The 19,733-nt window shown below is 73.0% G+C and carries 14 protein-coding genes; 10 read left to right on the top strand and 4 right to left on the bottom strand.

Annotated features, from left to right (window positions below; genetic code table 11):
* Positions 1-86 precede the first annotated feature (86 nt).
* On the top strand, positions 87-563 hold the full coding sequence (locus PV410_RS09855; protein WP_500323681.1) for a MarR family winged helix-turn-helix transcriptional regulator: 477 nt from the start codon (positions 87-89) through the stop codon (positions 561-563).
* A 27-nt stretch (positions 564-590) separates the two neighbouring features.
* On the opposite strand, the gene PV410_RS09860 is transcribed toward PV410_RS09855, so the two are convergent.
* The 3 genes from PV410_RS09860 to PV410_RS09870 all read right to left on the bottom strand — a co-directional run bounded on the left by PV410_RS09860 (position 591) and on the right by PV410_RS09870 (position 3,840).
* Positions 591-1,400 (bottom strand): SDR family NAD(P)-dependent oxidoreductase, encoded by an 810-nt coding sequence (locus tag PV410_RS09860; protein WP_500323682.1) that lies wholly within the window; start codon positions 1,398-1,400, stop codon positions 591-593.
* 121 nt (positions 1,401-1,521) lie between these two features.
* Positions 1,522-2,364 carry a GNAT family N-acetyltransferase gene (locus PV410_RS09865; protein ID WP_500323683.1) on the bottom strand — a complete coding sequence of 281 codons (843 nt, stop codon included), beginning with the start codon at positions 2,362-2,364 and terminating at the stop codon, positions 1,522-1,524.
* A gap of 435 nt (positions 2,365-2,799) precedes the next feature.
* Positions 2,800-3,840, bottom strand: a complete 1,041-nt coding sequence (locus tag PV410_RS09870) for a multicopper oxidase domain-containing protein (protein WP_500323718.1) — start codon at positions 3,838-3,840, stop codon at positions 2,800-2,802.
* A 201-nt stretch (positions 3,841-4,041) separates the two neighbouring features.
* On the opposite strand from PV410_RS09870, the gene PV410_RS09875 reads away from it, so the two are divergent.
* The 3 genes from PV410_RS09875 to PV410_RS09885 all read left to right on the top strand — a co-directional run bounded on the left by PV410_RS09875 (position 4,042) and on the right by PV410_RS09885 (position 9,334).
* Positions 4,042-6,522: a ThuA domain-containing protein gene (locus PV410_RS09875; protein ID WP_500323684.1), complete on the top strand. Its 2,481-nt coding sequence runs from the start codon at positions 4,042-4,044 to the stop codon at positions 6,520-6,522.
* 47 nt (positions 6,523-6,569) lie between these two features.
* Complete coding sequence (locus PV410_RS09880; RefSeq protein ID WP_500323719.1) at positions 6,570-8,735, top strand: OmpL47-type beta-barrel domain-containing protein; 2,166 nt, start codon at positions 6,570-6,572, stop codon at positions 8,733-8,735.
* Between the two features lie 131 nt (positions 8,736-8,866).
* Positions 8,867-9,334 carry an SAM-dependent methyltransferase gene (locus tag PV410_RS09885; protein ID WP_500323685.1) on the top strand — a complete coding sequence of 156 codons (468 nt, stop codon included), beginning with the start codon at positions 8,867-8,869 and terminating at the stop codon, positions 9,332-9,334.
* On the opposite strand, the gene PV410_RS09890 is transcribed toward PV410_RS09885, so the two are convergent.
* Complete coding sequence (locus tag PV410_RS09890; RefSeq protein ID WP_500323686.1) at positions 9,300-11,846, bottom strand: ADP-ribosylglycohydrolase family protein; 2,547 nt, start codon at positions 11,844-11,846, stop codon at positions 9,300-9,302. The genes PV410_RS09885 and PV410_RS09890 overlap by 35 nt on opposite strands.
* A 174-nt stretch (positions 11,847-12,020) precedes the next feature.
* Here PV410_RS09890 and PV410_RS09895 point away from each other — a divergent pair, with 174 nt between their 5' ends.
* The 6 genes from PV410_RS09895 (at position 12,021) to sigJ (ending at position 19,727) form a co-directional block, all read left to right on the top strand.
* Positions 12,021-13,145, top strand: coding sequence for an MFS transporter (locus PV410_RS09895; protein WP_500323720.1), 1,125 nt, complete (start codon positions 12,021-12,023; stop codon positions 13,143-13,145).
* A 357-nt stretch (positions 13,146-13,502) separates the two neighbouring features.
* On the top strand, positions 13,503-17,129 hold the full coding sequence (locus PV410_RS09900) for a S8 family serine peptidase (RefSeq protein ID WP_500323687.1): 3,627 nt from the start codon (positions 13,503-13,505) through the stop codon (positions 17,127-17,129).
* Positions 17,130-17,230: 101 nt separating this feature from the next.
* Positions 17,231-17,740, top strand: a complete 510-nt coding sequence (locus PV410_RS09905; RefSeq protein ID WP_500323688.1) for a hypothetical protein — start codon at positions 17,231-17,233, stop codon at positions 17,738-17,740.
* Positions 17,737-18,108 carry a hypothetical protein gene (locus PV410_RS09910; protein WP_500323689.1) on the top strand — a complete coding sequence of 124 codons (372 nt, stop codon included), beginning with the start codon at positions 17,737-17,739 and terminating at the stop codon, positions 18,106-18,108. Before PV410_RS09905 ends, PV410_RS09910 begins: the two co-directional genes overlap by 4 nt.
* Before the next feature lie 149 nt (positions 18,109-18,257).
* Entirely contained in the window at positions 18,258-18,743 is a 486-nt protein-coding gene (locus PV410_RS09915; RefSeq protein ID WP_500323690.1) for an RrF2 family transcriptional regulator, read from the top strand.
* Between the two features lie 102 nt (positions 18,744-18,845).
* Positions 18,846-19,727 (top strand): RNA polymerase sigma factor SigJ, encoded by an 882-nt coding sequence (gene sigJ / locus PV410_RS09920; protein WP_500323691.1) that lies wholly within the window; start codon positions 18,846-18,848, stop codon positions 19,725-19,727.
* Positions 19,728-19,733: the final 6 nt, after the last annotated feature.

The following is a 19,733-nucleotide window of genomic DNA, read 5'->3' on the forward strand; positions in this document are numbered from 1 at the left end:
CCGGAACGGTTCCACGTCCGGTGGCCAAGTGATTGACGCGTCAAGCATGCATCGATATGATTGACGTGTCAAATAGAGGGGCGGTCATGGGACGCGGACACGGGCCTCTGCCCACCACGGAAGAACTCGGGATCTGGCGTGACTTCATCGAGACGACGGAGCGGCTCCGCTCCCACCTGGCGTCGCGCCTGCAGGGCGACTCGGGGCTCTCCCCCGGGGACTACGGCGTCCTGCTCACGCTACGGGAGGCGGAGGGCCACCGGCTGCGCTCCTCCGAGCTCGCGGCGGCGATCGGCTGGGAACGCAGCCGCCTCTCCCACCACCTCGGACGCATGGAGCGGCGCGGGCTGATCCGGCGCGTGGAGTGCACCACCGACAACCGGGGCGCCGAGGTGCTCCTCACCGACGACGGGGCCCAGGCCTTCCGGCGGGCCACGCTGCCGCACCTCGGCGCCGTCCGGGAGATGTTCGTCGACTCCCTCACGGCGGAGCAGATGGCCGCCGCGGGTGAGATCGCCCAGGCCCTGCGCGCCCGGCTGGACACCGCTTCCGGGCCTTCCTGAGGCCGCCGGGGGCCGGTCGGGACCCGGTCAGGGCCGGGCGTAACGGTCGCTGATGACGCCGCGCAGGCCCGCGGCGTTCCGCAGGCCCTGCCCCCGCGCGGCCTCGTCCTCCCAGGCCGACATGTCGGGGAGGGTGGGGATGCAGACGAGTTCACCCATGTCCAGGCCGACGAGCGCGGCGCGGACGAAGTCGTCGGCGTCGACGAACGACTCCTGCGGGAACAGGGCGGAGTCCACGCCGGAGGCCTCGAAGAACTCGGTGCGCACGGGACCCGGCAGCACGACCTGCACGCGGATGCCGCTGCCCTCGACCTCGCGTTGCAGGGCCCGGGAGAAGTGCAGGTCGTAGGCCTTGCTCGCGGCGTAGGCGGTGCCGCCGGGCGGGGCGTGGAACGCGCCGATCGACGACACGTTGATCAACGTCCCCGAGCCGTGCCGGTCGAAGGAGAGCAGCGCCGCCCGGGACAGCCGGGTCAGCGCGAGCACGTTCACCGCGACGAGACGGTCCAGGTCCGCGGGCGCGGCCTCGCGCAGCGGCCCGAGGGCCCCGAGGCCGGCCGCGTTGACGACCACGGCGAGGCCGTCGTGGTCGAGGACGGTCCGCTCCACCCGGGCGAGGCCGCCCGGGTCGGCCAGGTCGGCGGCGAGCACGGTCGCCTCGAGACCGGTCTCCCGCCGGACGGACTCGGCGAGCGCGGCCAGCCGGTCCGCGCGGCGGGCGACGAGGACCGGCGCATAGCCGCGCCGGGCCAGCTGCTCGGCGTAGCAACGCCCGATCCCCGAGGACGCGCCGGTGATGAGTGCGGCTTGGGCGCGGTCTGTCTGGTCGCGGGTCATGGGCACCTTCCGGGGGAGGGCCGGACCCGTCCCGTCGCGCGGACCCGGTCCACCCATCGTCGCGGCGCGGGCCGCGTTCCGCCGCACGGGCGGCGGACGCATCACGGCCGACCACGGAACCTCACGCCTCGGGCGACGACCGCCAGACCCAGTTGCGGCGCTCGTACGCCACCTGGAAGCCGAGCCGGAGCATGTTGTGCAGCGAGGAGTTGTGGGTGCCCGGTGCCTCGGCGCCGGTCTCGGCGACCAGCACACCGCAGCCGAGCTCCCGTGCCCTCCTGGCCCGTGCGGCGAGCAGGGCGGTCTGTCCGCCGCGCTTGCGGGCGTGCGGCAGCACCGCACCGGCGAACATCTGGGCCGCGTCGCCGTTGACGTGCATCGTGCCGACGATCTCCCCGTCCAGCCGGGCCGCGAACGGATGCCACCCGGTCCGGCTCGCCGAGGCGGCGGTCATCTGCGCGTAGTGCTCCTCGGGCATGCCGAACGCACGGGTCACCACCGCGCCCCACTCCTGGGCCTGCTCCGGCTCCAGCGGGGCCACCCGGATCCCGGCGGCGGGCCGTCCCAGCGCTTCGGCGCGCGCCACGGCCTCCTCGACCGGGCAGACGAGCTTCACCCAGGACGATCCCGCGGTGATGCCCTCGCGGCCGCGGATGTCGTCCCAGTCCTCGGGCAGGAACGCGGGCGCGATCTGGAGGACGGCCTGCGCGGTCCCCTCCGAGCGGTAGAAGTCGCACACCTCGTGGATGACCTCCGCCGTGACCGGGGTGGTGACGCCGAAGCCGAGGGCCTTGCTCCAGTAGTGGGTGGGGTCGTTGCGCATCGACAGCACGACACCGCCACCGATCCGCGCGGCGTTCATCCCGAGCTCGGCCCGCACGGCTCCGGGCGCCTCCGTCTCGAACCGGTACATCGCCTCGGCCTCGGACCGCTCCGCGACCGCCGGGGGGACCACTGCGTTCATGTGAGGCCTGGCTCTCTTCTCTGGTGCACGTGGCCCGCGGGCCGGAACACGACCCCTGGCGGGGAGGGGCCGCGCGGATCATATATCGACAAAGCGACGCACGGGATTCCCGTCACGGCGCCCGTGTCAGTGCCCTCCGGCACAGCGCCGCGCGCCCTGCCCGCCTCCTGACGGCACGGGACGGCGGCGTCGACCTCACCGCGGAACGGGGGACACGAGCACGAACGCCCTGCTGTCCGCGCCCGTCCGACCGGGCGGCCCGGCGGCCGTAGACACGCTCACCGAGATCGTCGCGGTCACGGCGCGCCACGGTCGGTGGCGCACCGCCGCCGCCCTCAACGCGCTCGCCACCTTCGGCAGCGCGGACGTGCCGCACCCTCCTCGCACGTCTGTCCTGAACCCGCGGGAACGGCGTCGGCACCGAAGGGACGCGCGTCACCCCATGTCGTGCGCGTGTTCCCCGCCGGAGGACGTCTTCGCGCCGCTCCTCCCGGAGTTCGCCGCGCCCGCGGGGTGGTCCGGGTGGTGCGGTTCGTAGCCCGGGATCGTGCCGTCGGGCTTGGCGACGAGGAACAGACCGGCCATTCCCATGTCGGAGTGGCTCTGGACGTGGCAGTGGTACATCCACGCGCCGGCGCCGACGTGTTCGCCCGCGATGATCTGGAAGCCGAAGGAGTCCGCCGGTCCGGTGATCTTGTTGTCGATCACCCGGCTGGGGTCGTCGGGTCCGGTCAGCAGGCCCGTCCTGTTGTCGGCCCAGCGGTGACCGTGCATGTGGAACGTGTGGTAGTACTCGCCGTGCGTGATCATGACGATCTCGACGCGGTCGCCCACCGTCGCCTCGAAGTTCGGGGTGTCGGCGCCGGACCTGTTGTTGATCGTCATGTCGTTGAAGACGATCGTGAACTGCTTGTCCGGCAGGATGTCGCCCTTCCTGCGCACGACGACCGGCCCGTAGAGGCCCTTGCGGATCCCGCCCGTTCCGTGGTCGGTGCCCACGACGTGGTCGTGGTAGTGCCAGTAGCCCGCGCTGCCCGGCCGCCACGTGCCGTCCTTGCGCCGGCCCGGGGCGTGGGTGCGCCAGGTGTACGTCCGCGTGCCGCCCGGCTCGACGTGGCTGCGGGTCATCCGGGTGCCGTCGCTGGCGATGTCGTAGTCCATGCCGTGGACGTGGAGGCTGGCGTCCACGTCCGAGGCGTTCTCGAACTCGATGTGCAGGGTGTCGCCCTCGACCAGCTCGATCAGCGGGCCGGGCACGGTGGCCTTGCCCTTCTCCAGGCCGTACCCCATCCGGCCGTTCGGCAACGTCTCGGCGTAGAGCTTGAGGTGGCGCACCTGGCCGCCGGCCGGTGCGGTGGGCGGTGAGGGCTCCGCGGAGGAAGCCGAGGGGGCGGAGGCCACCGCCAGCGAGGCCGTCCCGGTGGCGGCGACCACGCCACCGGCCAGCAGCCGCCGGTTGAAACTCCTTCTGTCCAAAGCCATACCGGTCTCTCCAGTGCCGTGAGGAGACGGTCGGGGCGCGAGGGTCCCCGGGGACGGCCACACGGTAGACCAGGGATCTCCGTTTATCCACACCCAGGACAAAGTTGGTGAGATTCCGTCCATAGCTGTTGGCGGACCGTCAAAAGCCGTCTAGCTTCAGGCGCTGTTGCTGTGACCTACGAAGGTGGGTGAACGATGCAGAGCGCACCACATCACCGGTCGAGATCCCGGCGAGGCGCGGCCGCGGTCCTGGTGACCGGGACCCTGGCGGCATCCCTGCTGGGCGGTACCACCGCCTCGGCCAGACCGTATCCGGAGCCGGTGCCGACAACGTTATCCCTGCCGTCCCCACCGGGCGGCAAGAACGTCAAGGTCCTGGTGTTCCACGCCTCGGCCACCGAGGAGTCCCCGACCGTCGACGCGGGCATCGAGGCGATCGAGGCGATCGGCCTGACCGGGCCCGCGGCCCAGCGCTACAAGACCGTCGCGACCGACGACGCCTCGGTCTTCACCAACGCCAAGCGCCTGGGCACCTTCAACGCGGTCGTCTTCCTGACCGGGGGCGGCGATGTGCTCGACCCCGAGCAGGAGGCCGGCCTGGAGGCCTACATGGAGGCCGGTGGCGGCTTCCTCGGCATCCACGACGCGGCGCGCACCGAACCGTACTCCGACTGGTTCGCCGGCCTGATCGGCGCCCGGCCCGCGGCCACCAACCCGGCCGCCGTCCAGCGCGCCGTCGTCGAGATCCCCGACCGGACCAATCCGGCCACGAAGGACCTGCCGCTGGAGTGGAAGCGGCCCGACAAGTGGCTCAACTGGGCGAGCAACCCGACCGGCAAGGTGCACACCGTGGCCAAGGTCAGGGAGAGCAGCTACAAGCCGGGAACCGGCGCCAACGGCGTCGACCACCCCGTCTCCTGGTGCCGTGACTACGACGGCGGCCGGTCCTTCTACACCGGGATGGGCGGTACGGCGGATTCGTTCGCCGAGACCGACTTCCGCGACCACCTGCGCGGCGCCCTGCAGTGGACCACCCGGCTCTCACGCGCCGACTGCAAGGCGACGATCGACGCCAACTACAGCGCGGTGAAGGTCACCCAGCCCAACCAGCCCGGCCAGCAGGACCAGATCGGCGAACCGCACGGCATGGTCGTCGCCCCCGACGGACGGGTGCTGTACATCGGCCGCGGCGGCGGTGCCAACGGCGCGCCGGTCGTGACCGACTGGAACAGCCCCGACATGGGCAAGGGTCTCGGCCAGGTCCACGTCTACGACCCGGCGACGAAGAAGGTGACCCTCGCGGGCGCCCTGACCGTCTTCGGCAACAAGGGCGGCGGCGACGAACTCACCAAGGTCGAGGAGGGGCTGCTCGGCATCGAGCTCGACCCCGCCTTCGAGACCAACGGCTGGGTGTACCTCCACTACACCCCGCACTCCGGTCTCGACCGCGACAAGCACGTCGCGGAGCGGCGCGTCTCCCGCTTCACGCTGGACCTCGCCACCGACAAGCTGGACCTCGCCTCCGAGAAGGTCCTGCTCAAGTGGCCCGTCCAGGTCCACAGCTGCTGCCACGCCGGCGGCGGGATGGCCTGGGACTCCAAGGGCAACCTGTACATCGCGACCGGTGACAACAACTCGTCCGGGTTCAGCGACGGTTACTCCGGCAACAACCCACAGCCCAACTTCAAGGGCCTGTCCTTCGCCGACGCCCGCCGCACCGCGGGCAACACCAACAACCTCAACGGCAAGATCCTGCGCATCCACCCGGAGCCGGACGGCACCTACACCCTGCCCGAGGGCAACCTCTTCACCGGCAAGGAGCAGGACGAGGGCGGCGGCAAGACCCGCGGCGAGATCTACGTCATGGGCGTGCGCAACCCGGCGCGGATCTCCGTCGACAAGAAGACCGACGTCCTCTACGCGGGCTGGGTCGGCCCCGACGCGGGCGCACCGAGCACGACCTGGGGACCGGCGAAGTACGACACGTTCGCCGCGATCACCAAGGCCGGCAACCACGGCTGGCCGTTCTGCATGGGCAACAAGCAGCCCTACAGGGACCGCAACCTGCCGGACCCGGGCAAGCCGCTGGGCTGGTACGACTGCGACGCCCCCAAGAACGAGTCGCCGAACAACGACGGACTGGTGAGCCTCCCGCCCGTCACCGGCAACACCATCTGGTACTCCCCGCAGGGCGGCGCCCCCGACTTCCCCCGGGACGCCAATGGGGTCCCGAGCTACAAGAACGAGGAGGCCACCTACCTCCTGCCGTGGCTCAAGGGCGGCGGCCAGGCCACCATGGACGGCCCGGTCTACCGCTACGACGCCACGACCGCGGGCGCCGGCGCGTGGCCGCAGTACTGGGACGGCAAGTGGTTCGTCGGCGACTTCTACGACGCGGACAATCCGCGTCACGCGGTGCTGACCGACCCCAAGACCGTCGGCAAGGGCGGGCTGCCCGTCACCGCCGAGTCCCTGAAGAAGATCATCCCGGTCGGCCAGGGCGGCATCCGCAACCTCATGGACTGGAAGTTCGCCCCGGACGGCTCGCTCTACGTCCTCGACTACGGGCGCGGCTTCTTCACCTCCGACTCCCAGTCCGCGCTGTGGCGCGTGACGTACACGGGCGGCGCGGCGACCCCCGCCGCGCAGGACCTGGTCAGGAAGGCGGCACAGTGAGACAGCGACCTCTACGCCCCCTGGCGGCCCTGCTGGGCGCGCTGCTGATGGTGCTGGGGCTCACCTCGACGGTCGCCTACGGGCGCACCGACGACCGTGCGGCGGCCGGCGGGACCACGGCCGCCGCCCAGGTGCTCACCTGGACGGCGAGCTCACGCACCGACCAGTACGCGAGCTTCCCGACCACGGCGGTCGCCGGGCCGACGACGCTCGTCTTCGAGAACAGCGCGGCGACCGGCAACGACATCGGCATGCCGCACACGCTCACCTTCGACGTGTCGGACCCCGAGTACAACCATGACGTCCCGGTCAACATCCTGGCCAACCCGGGCGACGACAGCGGCGGCCGGCACACCGTCGACGTCACCCTCACACCCGGGCGCTACCGCTTCTTCTGCAGCATCCCCGGCCACGGCCAGATGCAGGGCATCCTCACGGTGACCGAGCCCGGCGGCGAGGACACCACCGCGCCCACCACCGCGGCCGAGGTCACGGGCCAGAAGAACGCCGACGGCGCCTACGTCGGCTCCGCCACGGTCACCGTCAGCGCGACCGACGACGGATCCGGTGTGAAGACGGTGGAGTACGCGATCGGCCAGGACGGCCCGTGGCAGCCGTACACCACACCGCTGGTCGTCGACCAGGTCGGCGCCCACGCCGTCCGCTACCGCGCCACCGACCAGGCGGGCAACGTCGCCGCCGAGAAGTCCGTCGCCTTCGACGTGGTCGCGCCGCCGACCGACGACACCACCGCGCCGGAGACCTCGGCCACCGTGAGCGGCGAGAAGGACGCCGACGGCAACTACCTGACGATGGCCACGGTCACCGTCACCGCCTCGGACACCGGGTCGGGCGTCAACACCATCGAGTACGCGGTCGGCGCCACCGGCGCCTGGCAGACCTACACCGCGCCGGTGATGGTGCACCAGGTCGGCTCGCACACCGTCCGCTACCGCGCCGCCGACAAGGCGGGCAACGCGTCGGCCGAGAAGTCCGTCGCGTTCACCGTCGTGGCGCCGCCCACCCAGGACACCACCGCGCCGGAGACCTCGGCGACCGTGACCGGCACCAGGAATTCCAATGGCGCGTACATCACCAGCGCCAAGGTCACCGTCACCGCCACCGATGCGGGCTCCGGGGTGGACCGGATCGAGTACTCCCTCGACGGCGGCCCGTACCTCGTGTACTCCGCCCCCGTCATCGTCGACCGGATCGGCTCCCACACGCTCGCCTACCGCGCCACGGACAAGGCGGGCAACACCGCGACGGCGCGCGAGGTGACCTTCACCATCGCGCAGGGCGGCGGCGTCCCGGCGCCCAACTGCCCGGAGTACGACGAGCGGCTGACCGTCATCGTCGGCACCGTGGACTCGGGCGTGCCGAACCGGCTCACCCGCAGCCGCTGCACCATCAACGAGCTGATCGAGGACGAGAAGGACTGGTCCTCGCACGCCCTGTTCCTCAAGCACGTCGACGGCGTGCTCGACCGGCTGCTCGCCGACAACGTCATCGACCAGCGCGAGTTCAACAAGATCACCAAGGCCGCCAAGCAGTCGAAGATCGGCAAGCCCGGCCAGACGCAGGGCTACCGCGACCTGTTCGACGGCACCGAGGCCTCCCTGGCGAAGTGGGAGCAGGTCGGTGGCGGCCGCTTCACCCTCTCCGGCGACGGCGCCATCACCAGCAGCACCACCGTCCCCGGCATGGGCATGCTGTGGTTCCCGGAGCGGAAGTACGGCGACTTCTCGCTCAAGCTCCAGTTCCGCGACGACGCCCCGGGCACCGGCAACGCCAACGGCGGTGTCTTCATCCGCTTCCCGGACGTCCACGACCACCCCGAGGAGTCCCGTCCCGAGTGGGTCGCCATCAACTACGGGCACGAGATCCAGATCCTCGACCGCCCCGACGGTGACATGTACAAGACCGGCTCCGTCTACGGCTTCGACCGCGTGGGCCTCGGCGGCGCCGGCGTGACCCCGAAGGGCACCTGGAACGACTACGAGATCCGCGCCGAGGGCCAGCACTTCACGGTCCTGCGCAACGGCGTCGTCATCAACGAGTTCGACAACGTCGGCGGCCAGGTCTTCACCCCGCCGCGCGACGGGGACCCGGGCACCGACGGCCGGCGCTACGCCATCGGCTACATCGGCCTCCAGGTCCACAGCACGACGGACGTGATCTCCTACCGCGACATCCGCATCAAGCAGTTGTGATCCGCCGTCCCTGACCGCTCCCCGGGCCCTCCCCGCACCCGCGGGGAGGGCCCACCGCGTCATCCGGGCACCCGGTCCCGGGACCGGTCCTCATCTGGGCACGGCATCGCCCCGAGCGATAGAACCGTGCCATGCCACGTTTCGAGGTCACTTCGATAGGTACGGTCCGGAACGACCGGACGGACGTCCAGCACACGGACAACTGGGGTGCCGTCCGGAGCACGATCACCATCGACGAGCGCTTCGGTGAGGCGTGCCTGCAGGGTCTGGAGGGCTTCTCCCACGTGGAGGTCCTCTTCGTCTTCGACCGGTTCCCCGAGAGTGACGACCACCGCGAACCCCGCCCCTACCGCGGCCGCTCCGACCTCCCGCCCGTCGGTGTCTTCGCCGGCCGCGGCCCCCGCAGGCCGAACCGCATCGGGGTGACGTGCTGCTCCATCGAATCGGTCCACGGCCGTGAACTGACGGTGCTGGGCCTTGACGCGGTCTCCGGCACCCCGGTCATCGACCTGAAGCCGGCGATGGTGGAGTTCCGCGCGGTGGACGTCAAGCAGCCGGAATGGGTCAGCGACCTGATGTCGGAGTACTTCCAGCCGTAGACGGCGCGAGGAGGTCGTGGGCGAGGGTGTCCAGGACCCAGGTGAGTTCATGGCGGCTGAGCGGACCGGCCGGCAGGGCCCGTACGCCGTGGGCGGCGCCGAGGAGGGCGCCGGTGAGGGAGGCGACGGACGCGCCGTCAGGCGCGGCGGCGGCGAAATGGAGTGCGTCGCCGATCTGGTGCCGGTGGGGGAAGGAAGCGGCGCAGTAGAGGGCGCCGCGCAGCGCTGAGGGAGCGGTCGCGTCCGGGGCGAGGGCGGCGAGCCGTCGCGGGTCGGCCGGGTCGTCGGTGGCCTGCCGGTACGCCGTGTGGAGGCGGCCGGGTTCGCCCGTGTCGCCGAGGGCGTCCAGGCCGGCCCGCAGGGCGAGGTGGAGTTGCGACTGCTCGGCGAACAGGGGCTCCTGGGCTTCCGTGGTGCCGGTCAGGCAGTGGTGGAGCAGCACGGTCGCGTGGGCCGCCGCGGGGTGGGCGGCGATCTCGCCTGCCCAGGCGGCCGCTTGGGCCGGGCCGTGCGTAGCGCCGGCGACGGCGACGGGGAGGACGGCGCGGAGGTCGGCGCGGAGGTCGGTGGCGAGGAAGTCCGGCTCCTTGCCGCGCGGTTCGGCCAGCGCGGGGACGCGAGCGAGCCAGCCGCCGGGCTGGTGGCCGCCTGCGTCCTGGAGGGCTTCCCGTCGGCCGTGGGCGCGCTGCACGGCTGACGGGAGATGACCGGCACCGTGCCGGGCACCGGTCCGTGCGCGGATGATGCCTTCGACGGTGAAGCAGGCCAGTTGGGTGCCGGCACCGGCCCTCAGCGGGCCGCGGTCCGGCAGCGTGCCCTGGGCGGAGCCCAGCGTGTCGCCCAGGGCCAGGCCGAGCAGCAGCCCGCGCACGCGGGACAGTGCGTACCCCGGCAGTGGCGGTCGTTCGCTCTCGTGCTCCGGCTGCTCCTCGGGGTCGGTGCTGTCGATGCCGTCGGCGGCGTCCTCCTCCGGGGAGGCGTCGCGCGCCGCCGGCACGGCCGCCGCGGGGGCTTGCGTGCCGTGCGCGGTGGCCGGGGCGGGTGCCGCGGTCAGTGCCCGTACGGCGTGGCGCAGTTCGGGGTGGGCCGGCACCGGGAGCGCCCCACCCGGCGCCCCGCCGGCGAGATGGCTGTAGACGGCGGCGACGGCGGCGGTCCGGCTCTGCCCGGCCGAGGAGTGGAGCAGGACCTTCTTGCCCGCGCGCCGCAGCCGCAGCACCTGCCGGGCGGCCTGGTCCAGCACGAAGGCGAGGTTGGCGTTGTCTCCCGTGCCGTCCCGCAGCCACACCCGTATGTGCTCCACGTCGGCGCCGGGCAGCACGGGCGCCGTTCCCGTACGGCACAGCGACACCACCGCGTCGGCCGTGACCGGCCCGGCGCCCTGGGCCAGGGCCAGGTTGCCCAGCATCACACCGGGGTCGTGCGGGTGGGTGACGGCGAGGCCGGCGGGGGAGTGGGAAGGCAGTGGCACGCGCGGTGCCGAGGGCCAGCCGTCATCGTCGTCGGCCCCGTCCCTGGCGGTGAGGACCGCGAGCCGTACCAGGTCGGGCCCGCTCAGGCCGGGCCAGCCGTGGACGGCCCGCTGCCAGTCCAGGGGGATGCCGGAGCAGCCCCAGCGCGCGCCGAGCAGGGCGCCGGCGATCGCCGCGACGGTGTCGGTGTCGTGGCCGGCCCGCACCGCGGCCGCCAGCGCCTGCCGCAGGTGCGCCGCGGGGAAACGGCCCTTTCCGGGGTCGAGTTCGGGTACGGGCGTACGGGTGATCGCCGACCAGGCCGCCTGGAGCGCCCGGACGACCCAGCCGTTGTCGGCGAAGTGCCCGGGCGGCGCGGCCTCCGCCTCGTCCAGCCGCTTCGCCCACGTGTCCCGCCGTACGGCCGGGAGGAGGTCGAGCCCGGCCCGCACACCGTCGAAGGTGCCGTGCAGCACGGCGGTGCGGATGCCGGAGCACCACAGGACGCAGGCGTCGGCGCAGTCGGGGTCCGGGTGGGTGAGGGAGCTGACCGCGGTGGCGGCCTCGGCCATCGCGGCGGCGTCCCCGAGGTGTGCGAGGGCGACGATCCCGGTGCGCATCCGCGAGCCGTTCCCCGCGGTGAGCCGGTGCCCGGCGGCGTACCGGCGGGCGGCCTCCCGCAGCGCCTCCGCCGGGCTTCCGGGCAGCGCTTCGGCGGCGCCCAGCACGGAGCGGGTCTGGGCGCCGACGTCGCTGGCCCCGCCGTCCACCCAGTGCCGGAAGCCGGCGGCGATCGCGTCCAGGGCCCCGGGGCTGCGCAGGTCCGCCCCGGTCGCCGCGACCTGGGCGACGCACACCTGCATCTGGGTGTCGTCGGAGTACTCGCCGGGCCGGTACGGCCCGAGACCGCCGCCGATCATGCCCGGCTGCTGGTCCTCGCGCAGGGTCGCCTTGAACTCGTAGGGCACCCCCAGCGCGTCACCGACGGCCGCACCGAGCAGCACCCCGGCCGCGCGGTCGATGCCCCGGGCGTCGAGGCGGGGGCTGGAGGCGCGGGTCATGGCGGGTCAGCCTGGCACGTCGGCCTGCCTGTTCTCAAGGCGACGCCGTGGGGCGCGCAGGAGCGTCCGATCCGACGGGTCGTCAGCTAGCGTGGAAGCGTGATCAGGCAAGCCACCGGGGAACGCCGCGCGCGGAGCGCGTACGTCGCGGCGTCGGGCGTGTTCGCGGTCGGCATGGCGGGCACCACGCTGCCGACACCGCTGTACGGGCTCTACCGGGAACAGATCGGCTTCTCCGAACTGGTCGTCACGGTGGTCTTCGCGGTCTACGCGATCGGGGTGATCGCCGCGTTGCTGGTCGCCGGGGACTTCTCCGACGTCCTCGGCCGGCGCCCGGTGCTGTTCGCAGCGCTGGGCCTGTCGCTGCTGAGCGCGGTGTGCTTCCTCTTCGAGAGCGGCCTGCCGCTGCTGTTCGCGGGGCGGCTGCTGTCGGGGTTCTCGGCCGGTCTGCTCAGCGGGGCCGCGACGGCCGCGGTGCTCGAACTGGCGCCCCCGGACCGGCGCGCACGCGCGGGTCTCGCGGCCACCGCCGCCAACATGGGCGGCCTCGGCTGCGGGCCGCTGCTGTCGGGGGTCCTGGCGCAGTACGCGCCGTGGCCCCTCCGGCTGCCCTTCCTGGTGCACATCGTCCTGCTGCTGGCGGCCTACGCCGTCGCGCGTGCCCTGCCCGAGACGGTGGCGGTGCGCAGCCCGCGTCCCCCGCTGCGCCCTCAGGGCATGGTCGTCCCTCCGCCGACGCGGGCGGCGTTCATCCCCGCCGGGCTGGCGGCGTTCGCCGGTTTCTCCCTGCTCGGCCTGTTCACGGCGGTGGCGCCGAGCTTCCTCGCCATGACGCTGGGGGAGCGCAACCTGGCCGTCGACGGCCTCGTCGTCTTCTCCGTGTTCTGCGCTTCCACCGCCGGGCAGATGCTGATGGGACGTCTGGGCGTCCGGCGCGCACTGCCGACCGGATGCCTGGCGCTCACGGCCGGCATGGCCGTGGTCGCGGCCTCGCTGGTGGTGGAGTCCCTGCCGGTACTGGTGGTGGGTGCCCTGGTCGGCGGCCTCGGGCAGGGCATGTCGTTCCGCGCAGGCCTGACCGGCGTGAGCGCGGTGGCCCCCGACGAGCACCGCGGCGCGACGATCTCGGCCTTCTTCGTCGCCGCCTACGTCGGCATCTCCGTACCGGTGGTCGGGGTCGGCGCGCTCAGCCTGGCGCTCGGACTGCGGGACGCGGGCGTGGTCTTCGCGCTGTACGTGATCCTGGTGTCAGCCGCCGTCGGCGTCTTCCTGCTGCGCCGGCCGCTGCGTACGCGGTGACGTGACGGAGGCCGCGCAGCGCATGTGCGGCACCGGTACCCTGCCCCGCACCGGCACCTGACTCCGCGCTTCGCCCCGAGCCCCGCTCCACGACACAGCGCCTCAAGTGACATGCGCTACCTCGCTGTTCGAGGCTGTCAAGATCTGTTCGAAATCTCAGGGATGTGATCGTATTCGCCCAGGAAAACGCAAGGAGGAACAGTGCTGTTCACCACGGCCCGAAGAACGGGCTTGGCGGCTCTGGGCACCGCCACCGCCGTACTCGTCACTCTCCTGAGCCCCGCGTCGGCGGGGGCGGCCGCGTCCGCCGCACCGCCGGAAGGGCCGCCGGCCCCCGCCGGGGGCCAGGTGAAGACCGTGACCCTCATCACCGGGGACAAGGTCGTCGTCACCCCGGGGACCGGCGGCGGGCGGGACTCGCTGACCGTCGAGCGCCGTCCCGGGGCCGCCGGTTCGGTGCGCATCGTCACCGAGGCGGGCGACACCTACGTCTACCCGGACGACGCGCTCGCGTACGTGGCAGCGGACCGCCTCGACAAGCGCCTGTTCAACGTCACCGGGCTGATAGCGCAGGGCTACGACGACGCGCACGCCCCGCGGCTGCCCCTGATCGTCACCGGCGGGAACCACGCCGCCCTCCGCCGCGGCGGCAGCGCCCTGCCCGGTGCGGAGACCCGCCGCGACCTGCCCTCCGTCGGCGGCGCTGCCCTCGCGGCCGACCGGTCGGAAGCGGCCGACGCCTGGGCCGCGCTCACCGCGGGCGGCACCGGCCCCTCCGGGCGGGAGGCGACCGGGTCCCGCCGTGCCGCCGCGGCCCCGTCGTTCACCGGCGGCATCGACAAGATCTGGCTGGACGGCAGGACGAAGGCGACGCTCGCCGACACCACGGCCCAGATCGGTGCGCCGCAGGTCTGGGAGTCGGGGGACACCGGCTCCGGCGTCAAGGTCGCGGTGCTGGACACCGGCGCCGACACCGGGCACCCGGACCTGAGGGACCGGATCGTCAGCACCCGCAGTTTCGTTCCCGACCAGGACGTGCCGGACGGCAGCGGCCACGGGACCCACGTCGCCTCCACCGTCGCCGGCACCGGCGCGGCGTCGGACGGCAAGGAGAAGGGCGTGGCCCCCGGCGCCGACCTGGTGGTCGGCAAGGTGCTCGGCAACCGCGGCGAGGGACAGGAGTCCTGGGTCATCGGCGGCATGGAGTGGGCCGCGCGCACGGAGCACGCCAGGGTCGTCAACATGAGCCTGGGCAGCGCCGAGCCGAGCGACGGAACCGACCTGATGAGCCGGAGCCTCAACGCTCTGAGCGCTGAGACGGGCACGCTGTTCGTCGTCGCCGCCGGCAACAGCGGCCGGGGGTCCACGCCGTACACCATCGGTTCCCCGGCCGCCGCCGACGCCGCGCTGACCGTGGGCGCGGTCGGCCCCTCCGACGACCTCGCGTTCTTCTCCAGCGTCGGACCGCGCGTCGGCGACGAGGGCGTCAAGCCCGACCTGACGGCCCCGGGCGTGGACGTCCTGGCCGCCCGGTCGCAGTACGCGAGCGGGGGAGAGGGCCCCTACACCACGATGAGCGGGACCTCGATGGCCTCCCCGCACGTCGCGGGCGCCGCGGTCCTGCTGGCGCAGCGGCATCCCGACTGGCCGGGCAGCCGGTTGAAGGACGCCCTGATGAGCACCAGCAAGGCGACGCCGTACCTGACCGCCTACCAGGGCGGTTCGGGACGCGTCGACGTCGCGGCCGCGGTCCGCGCCCGGGTCACGGCGACCGGATCGGTCTTCCGCTTCCTCCGGTGGCCGAACGGCGGCACCGGCCCCGTCACGCAGGGGATCACGTACACCAACTCCGGTGACGAGCCGGTGACGTTGCGCCTCGCGGTGGAGGCGGGTGCCCCGGACGACGGCGTGTTCTCCCTCTCCGCCGACCAGGTCACCGTGCCGGCCCACGGCAGCACCGCGGTGGAGGTCGGCGCCGACCCCTCCGGCCTCGCACGGGGCGACCACACCGCCCAGGTCGTCGCCCGCGACGCCACCGGTGCGGCGGTCGCCCACACGGTCGCCGGCATCGGCCTCGAGCCGGAGCGGTACGACCTCGGCATCACCATGAAGGACCGCTCGGGCGAGCCGATGAGCGGCTGGATCCACCTCAAGGGCGCCCTCAGCAGGTCCACCACCGCCTACGAGATCCCGGCGAGCGGGGAGCTGACCCTGCGTCTGCCCGCCGACACCTACACGGTGGTGTCGTACGCGGACGTCGTGGGCACCCACGGCCCGAGTTCCCGGGGCATCGCCCTGCTGAGCGCCCCCGAGGTGGACCTGACCGCGGACCGGCAGGTCGTCCTCGACGCCTCCAAGGCGCATCAGGTGCGGGCCGTCACACCGAAGCCCACCACGCTGGTGAACACCCGGCTGGACTTCTTCCGCTCCTTCACCTCCACCGAACCCAGCCCCGGTGACTACGGCGCGGTCAGGGAGAACGTGATCGTCGGCCCGGGCTACGACAGCGTCTGGGCCCAGCCGACCGGCGCCAGGGTACGGCACGGCAGCTTCGTGTTCGCCACCCGCCTGCGGGCCCAGCAGACGCCGCTCGACCTGTCCTACGACGGCGGCAGGATCGACGACGCGCTCGCCCAGGAGGGAAGCGCCGCCCTGCCCGACGGCACGTCGACGCCGGACGCGGTGTTCGCGGGCGCCGGTTCGGCCGAGGAGTTCGCCACGGCGCGAGCCCGCGGCAAGGTCGCCGTGGTCCGCCACAGCACCGAGGTCGCGCCCTCGGCGCAGGCGTCGGCCGCGAAGGCGGCGGGCGCGAGAGCGCTGCTCGTGGTCAACGACGGAGTGGGGCGGCTGGCCACCTGGTACGGGTCGCCGGACTACACCACCGACTCGGACGTGCCCGTGGTGTCGGTGACCAAGGACGAGGGTGAGGCACTGATCGCGAGGATCGCCTCGGCGCGCGAGCACCGGGTCGGACTCCGGGTGGCGGCCCACCCGTCCCCCTCGTACCTGTACGACCTGGTCAAGTACCACGCGGGCGCCGTGCCCTCGGACGTGGCCTACCGGGCCGACCCGGACCGGCTGGCGCGCGTCGACGTCGACTTCGCCCAGCCGCGAGGCAAGCAGGCCCTGGAGCGCAGGACGGACTACCCGGCGTACGAGTGGGCCGCGGGGTACTCCTTCGGACTCGAGCCCATGGCACCCGGACGGCGTACCGACTGGGTGACCGCGGGCGAGGACGCCACATGGCAGCAGACCGCGTCGGTCAGCGGCTGGGTGGGCGCGACGAACAGCCCCACGTCCTACCGGCCGGGCAGCGTCCAGCAGGAGCGGTGGCTCGGCCCGGTCCTGCGGCCGCGCATGTCCGACGGCGACTCCCAGGCGCGGGACGACACCTCCCTCTCGCTGGTCGTCCCGGGCTGGAGCGACTCGGGAGCCCCGCACACGGGCTCCGCGGGAACCGAGACGATGACCGCGCGCACCTCACTGCTCCAGGGCGGCACCACGCTGCTGACGACCGACAGCGCCTACGTCAACGCCTTCGACCTGCCGGCCGAGTCGCTGCCGTACCGCCTCGTCGTCGACACCGCGGGTGATCCGGCGCTGAGCCCGTACTCGTCGAAGACCCACACGCAGTGGGACTTCGTCTCGGGCAAGGCGCAGTCCGGGACCGTGCCGCTGGTCCAACTCGACTACGGAACGGAACTCGACGCCGCAGGCAGGGCACGCCGCACGCAGGAGGTCTCGATCACCCCCTCGGTGCTCGGCACGTCCGCGAAGGACGCGGTGTCCTCGGTCCGGCTCGAGGTCTCCTACGACGACGGAGCGTCCTGGCACCGCCAGGACCTGAAGGCCCGTCAGGGATCCTGGCGGGCCACCCTGCACGCCCCCTCCTCGGCCGCGTTCGTGTCGCTGCGCACCAGCGCCACGGCACGCGCCGGGGGATCGGTCGCGCAGACCGTCATCCGGGCCTTCGGCCTGAAGTGACGCCCGGGGGCCGGTGCCGCGCACACGCCGCGGCACCGGCCCCGCGGGCCCCGGCGTCCGGCCGGGCGCTTTCGTGCCGCCGCGGTGCCATACTCCGGTGCATGCGGGGGGACTTCGTCAAAGCCGTGCCCAAAGTGCCGTGCGCCCTTGCCGTCTGCTGCCTGCTCCTGACGCTGGGCGTCGCCTGGTTCCTCTACGGCCAGGTCCGGGGCGCCGACCGGATCGACGCCTCGGCCGTGCGGGTGGACGGCGTGATCGAAGAGGTGACGTTCGGCAGGGGCGCGAGTGCGCGTGTCGGGTACGAGGTCGCCGGGCGCCCCCTTGTCGACCGTGACCTGCCCGTGTCGCAGATGCCGGGCCGCATCGCCGTGGGCGCCCGCCTGTGTCTGGAGGCGGCAGCAGACCATCCCCGGTCGGTACGCCTGTGCGGCCGGCGCTACCCGGCCGGTGACGACATGCCGCCGACCGCCGTCCTCGGCATCGTCGCCGGCACCGCCGGCACGCTCTGCGCGGCCGCCTTCGCGGTGTCCGGGTACCGCGACCGCCGCCCGCAGGCCTCCGGACGACCGGCCTCGGCCAGACCGCCCGCCGCGGAAGCGGGTGTCCGATGACGGGCACGGGAGGAAGCGGGGAACTCCGCCTGCCTGCCGCGTGGGGGGCCGGCACGGCCGTTGCGGCGCTCCTCGTCATCGGCCTCGGCCTGGCCGGGAGCTACCACGGCGGCATCATTGGCGCGCTGCTGCTGGCCGGCCTCGCCGGCACGGCGGGAGTCCTCCCCGCCTACGGCCTCGCCCGTGCGTGGCGGGCCCGCGACCACCGCACCCCCGGCTGGCTCGTCCACCTGGCCGCCGCCCTCGTCTGGTCGGCCACCCTGTCGCTCCTCACCAGCGCCGTGCTCCTGGGACTGCCCCACGGTTGGGGAACGGCCTGTCCTGGAGCGACGTACGCCTGCGCACCACGTGGATCGCTGCCGTCGTGACCCCCTCCGCCCTCGGCGCGTACGCCGTGACCCTCCCCGTGGTGCGCAGCCGGGCCGGCGACCCCCGCAGGGGCGGCCGTCACCGCTGAGGTGCCCCCCGAGCAGGCATGACCTTTGACGGACGATATCTGGATGTTTACTATCCAGGTATGCGAACGGGTAAGGGCGTCGAATGGGTGGTGCACACACTGCTCAACCTCGCGTGGCTCGGGGACGGCGAGCCGGTCCCGACCGCGCAGCTGGCCGCCGGTCACGATCTGTCGGCGTCCTACCTGAACAAGCAGCTCCAGCAGCTCGTCAAGGCGGGTCTGCTGGAATCCGTGCCGGGTGCGCGGGGCGGCTTCCGGCTGGCCCGCCCGCTGGAGGCGGTGTCGATGCTGGACGTGGTCCTCGCCGTCGAGGGGGACGACCCCCTGTTCCGCTGCGCCGAGATCCGCCGCTGCGGCACGATCGGCGAGCGGGTGCCGGCGGGCGGTTTCCGCCGTCCCTGTGCGGTGAACAGCGCCATGGGGCGGGCCGAGCTGGCCTGGCGGAAGGTGCTGGCCGAGCAGAGCCTCGCCGACGTGCGGGCGGAGGCCGAAGCGCACGCTCCCGCGGTGGGGTCGTACGTACGGGGAGGGCTCGGGCGCGACTGAGCCCGCTTCCCGTGCCGGGGGCCCTTCGCTCCCAGGAGCTTCATTCAGGATGAAAAACATCTCGATTTCGCCGGATGTGGGGGCGAAGGAGGTCACGCGAGCATGAGTCTCATGCGCATACCCAGGTCGCCCGAGGTGCTCGAGGCCGAGTGGGAGACGCACCGGCCCGCCGTGTTCGGGGTGGGGTACCGCCTGCTGGGAAGCGTGGCCGACGCCGAGGACATCGCCCAGGACGTGTGGCTGCGGGCGGCCGGAGCGGATCTGCGCGACATCGGCGACCTCCGGGCCTGGCTGGTCACGGTCGCCGCCCGACGGTCGTACGACGTCCTGAAGTCCGCGCGCGCCCGCCGGGAGACTTATGTGGGGCCATGGCTGCCCGCGCCGTTGCTGACGGGTCCTGACGCGTCGGAGGCGGTGCTCGTCGACGAGTCCGTCGGGTCGGCGATGCTGCTCGTCATGGAGGAACTGAGCCCGCCGGAGCGTGTGGCCTTCATCCTCCACGACGTCTTCGGCCTCGAGTTCAGCCGGATCGTCGACGTGCTGGACGCCTCCGCACCGGCCGCCCGCCAACTCGCCTCGCGGGCGCGGCGCAAGGTGGTCAGGGCGAGGCAGTCGACGCCGCAGGCGACCCGGGCGGAGCGGGAACGGCTGCTCGCCGCGTTCCGCGCCGCGTACGAGGCCGGGGACATGGCCGGACTGGTGCGGCTCCTCCACCCGGAGGCCGTGTACGTCACGGACGGCGGCGGCGAGGTCTTCACGGCGCGCAAGCTGGTCCACGGCGGCACGCGCATCGCCAAGCTGATGGTGGGGGTGTGGCTCCGGTGGCGTCCGGACCGCGTCGACCTCGTCGAGGTCGGCGGCGAACCCGCGCTCCTGCACCGCCGCGCAGGCCGCGTCTTCTCCGTCGACACGGTGGAGATCGAGGACGGCCTGATCAGCGCCTACCGCAGGGTCCTCGACCCGGCGAAGATCGCACACGTTTGACCCGTC

This window comes from Streptomyces sp. PA03-5A (genome assembly GCF_033792725.1).
Taxonomy (GTDB): Bacteria; Actinomycetota; Actinomycetes; order Streptomycetales; family Streptomycetaceae; genus Actinacidiphila.

Coding starts and splice junctions, on each gene's coding strand:
- PV410_RS09855 (WP_500323681.1), top strand. CDS start 87: ATGGGACGCGGACACGGGCCTCTGCCCACCACGGAAGAACTCGGGATC.
- PV410_RS09860 (WP_500323682.1), bottom strand. CDS start 1,400: ATGACCCGCGACCAGACAGACCGCGCCCAAGCCGCACTCATCACCGGC.
- PV410_RS09865 (WP_500323683.1), bottom strand. CDS start 2,364: ATGAACGCAGTGGTCCCCCCGGCGGTCGCGGAGCGGTCCGAGGCCGAG.
- PV410_RS09875 (WP_500323684.1), top strand. CDS start 4,042: ATGCAGAGCGCACCACATCACCGGTCGAGATCCCGGCGAGGCGCGGCC.
- PV410_RS09880 (WP_500323719.1), top strand. CDS start 6,570: ATGGTGCTGGGGCTCACCTCGACGGTCGCCTACGGGCGCACCGACGAC.
- PV410_RS09885 (WP_500323685.1), top strand. CDS start 8,867: ATGCCACGTTTCGAGGTCACTTCGATAGGTACGGTCCGGAACGACCGG.
- PV410_RS09890 (WP_500323686.1), bottom strand. CDS start 11,846: ATGACCCGCGCCTCCAGCCCCCGCCTCGACGCCCGGGGCATCGACCGC.
- PV410_RS09895 (WP_500323720.1), top strand. CDS start 12,021: ATGGCGGGCACCACGCTGCCGACACCGCTGTACGGGCTCTACCGGGAA.
- PV410_RS09905 (WP_500323688.1), top strand. CDS start 17,231: ATGCGGGGGGACTTCGTCAAAGCCGTGCCCAAAGTGCCGTGCGCCCTT.
- PV410_RS09910 (WP_500323689.1), top strand. CDS start 17,737: ATGACGGGCACGGGAGGAAGCGGGGAACTCCGCCTGCCTGCCGCGTGG.
- PV410_RS09915 (WP_500323690.1), top strand. CDS start 18,258: ATGCGAACGGGTAAGGGCGTCGAATGGGTGGTGCACACACTGCTCAAC.
- sigJ (WP_500323691.1), top strand. CDS start 18,846: ATGAGTCTCATGCGCATACCCAGGTCGCCCGAGGTGCTCGAGGCCGAG.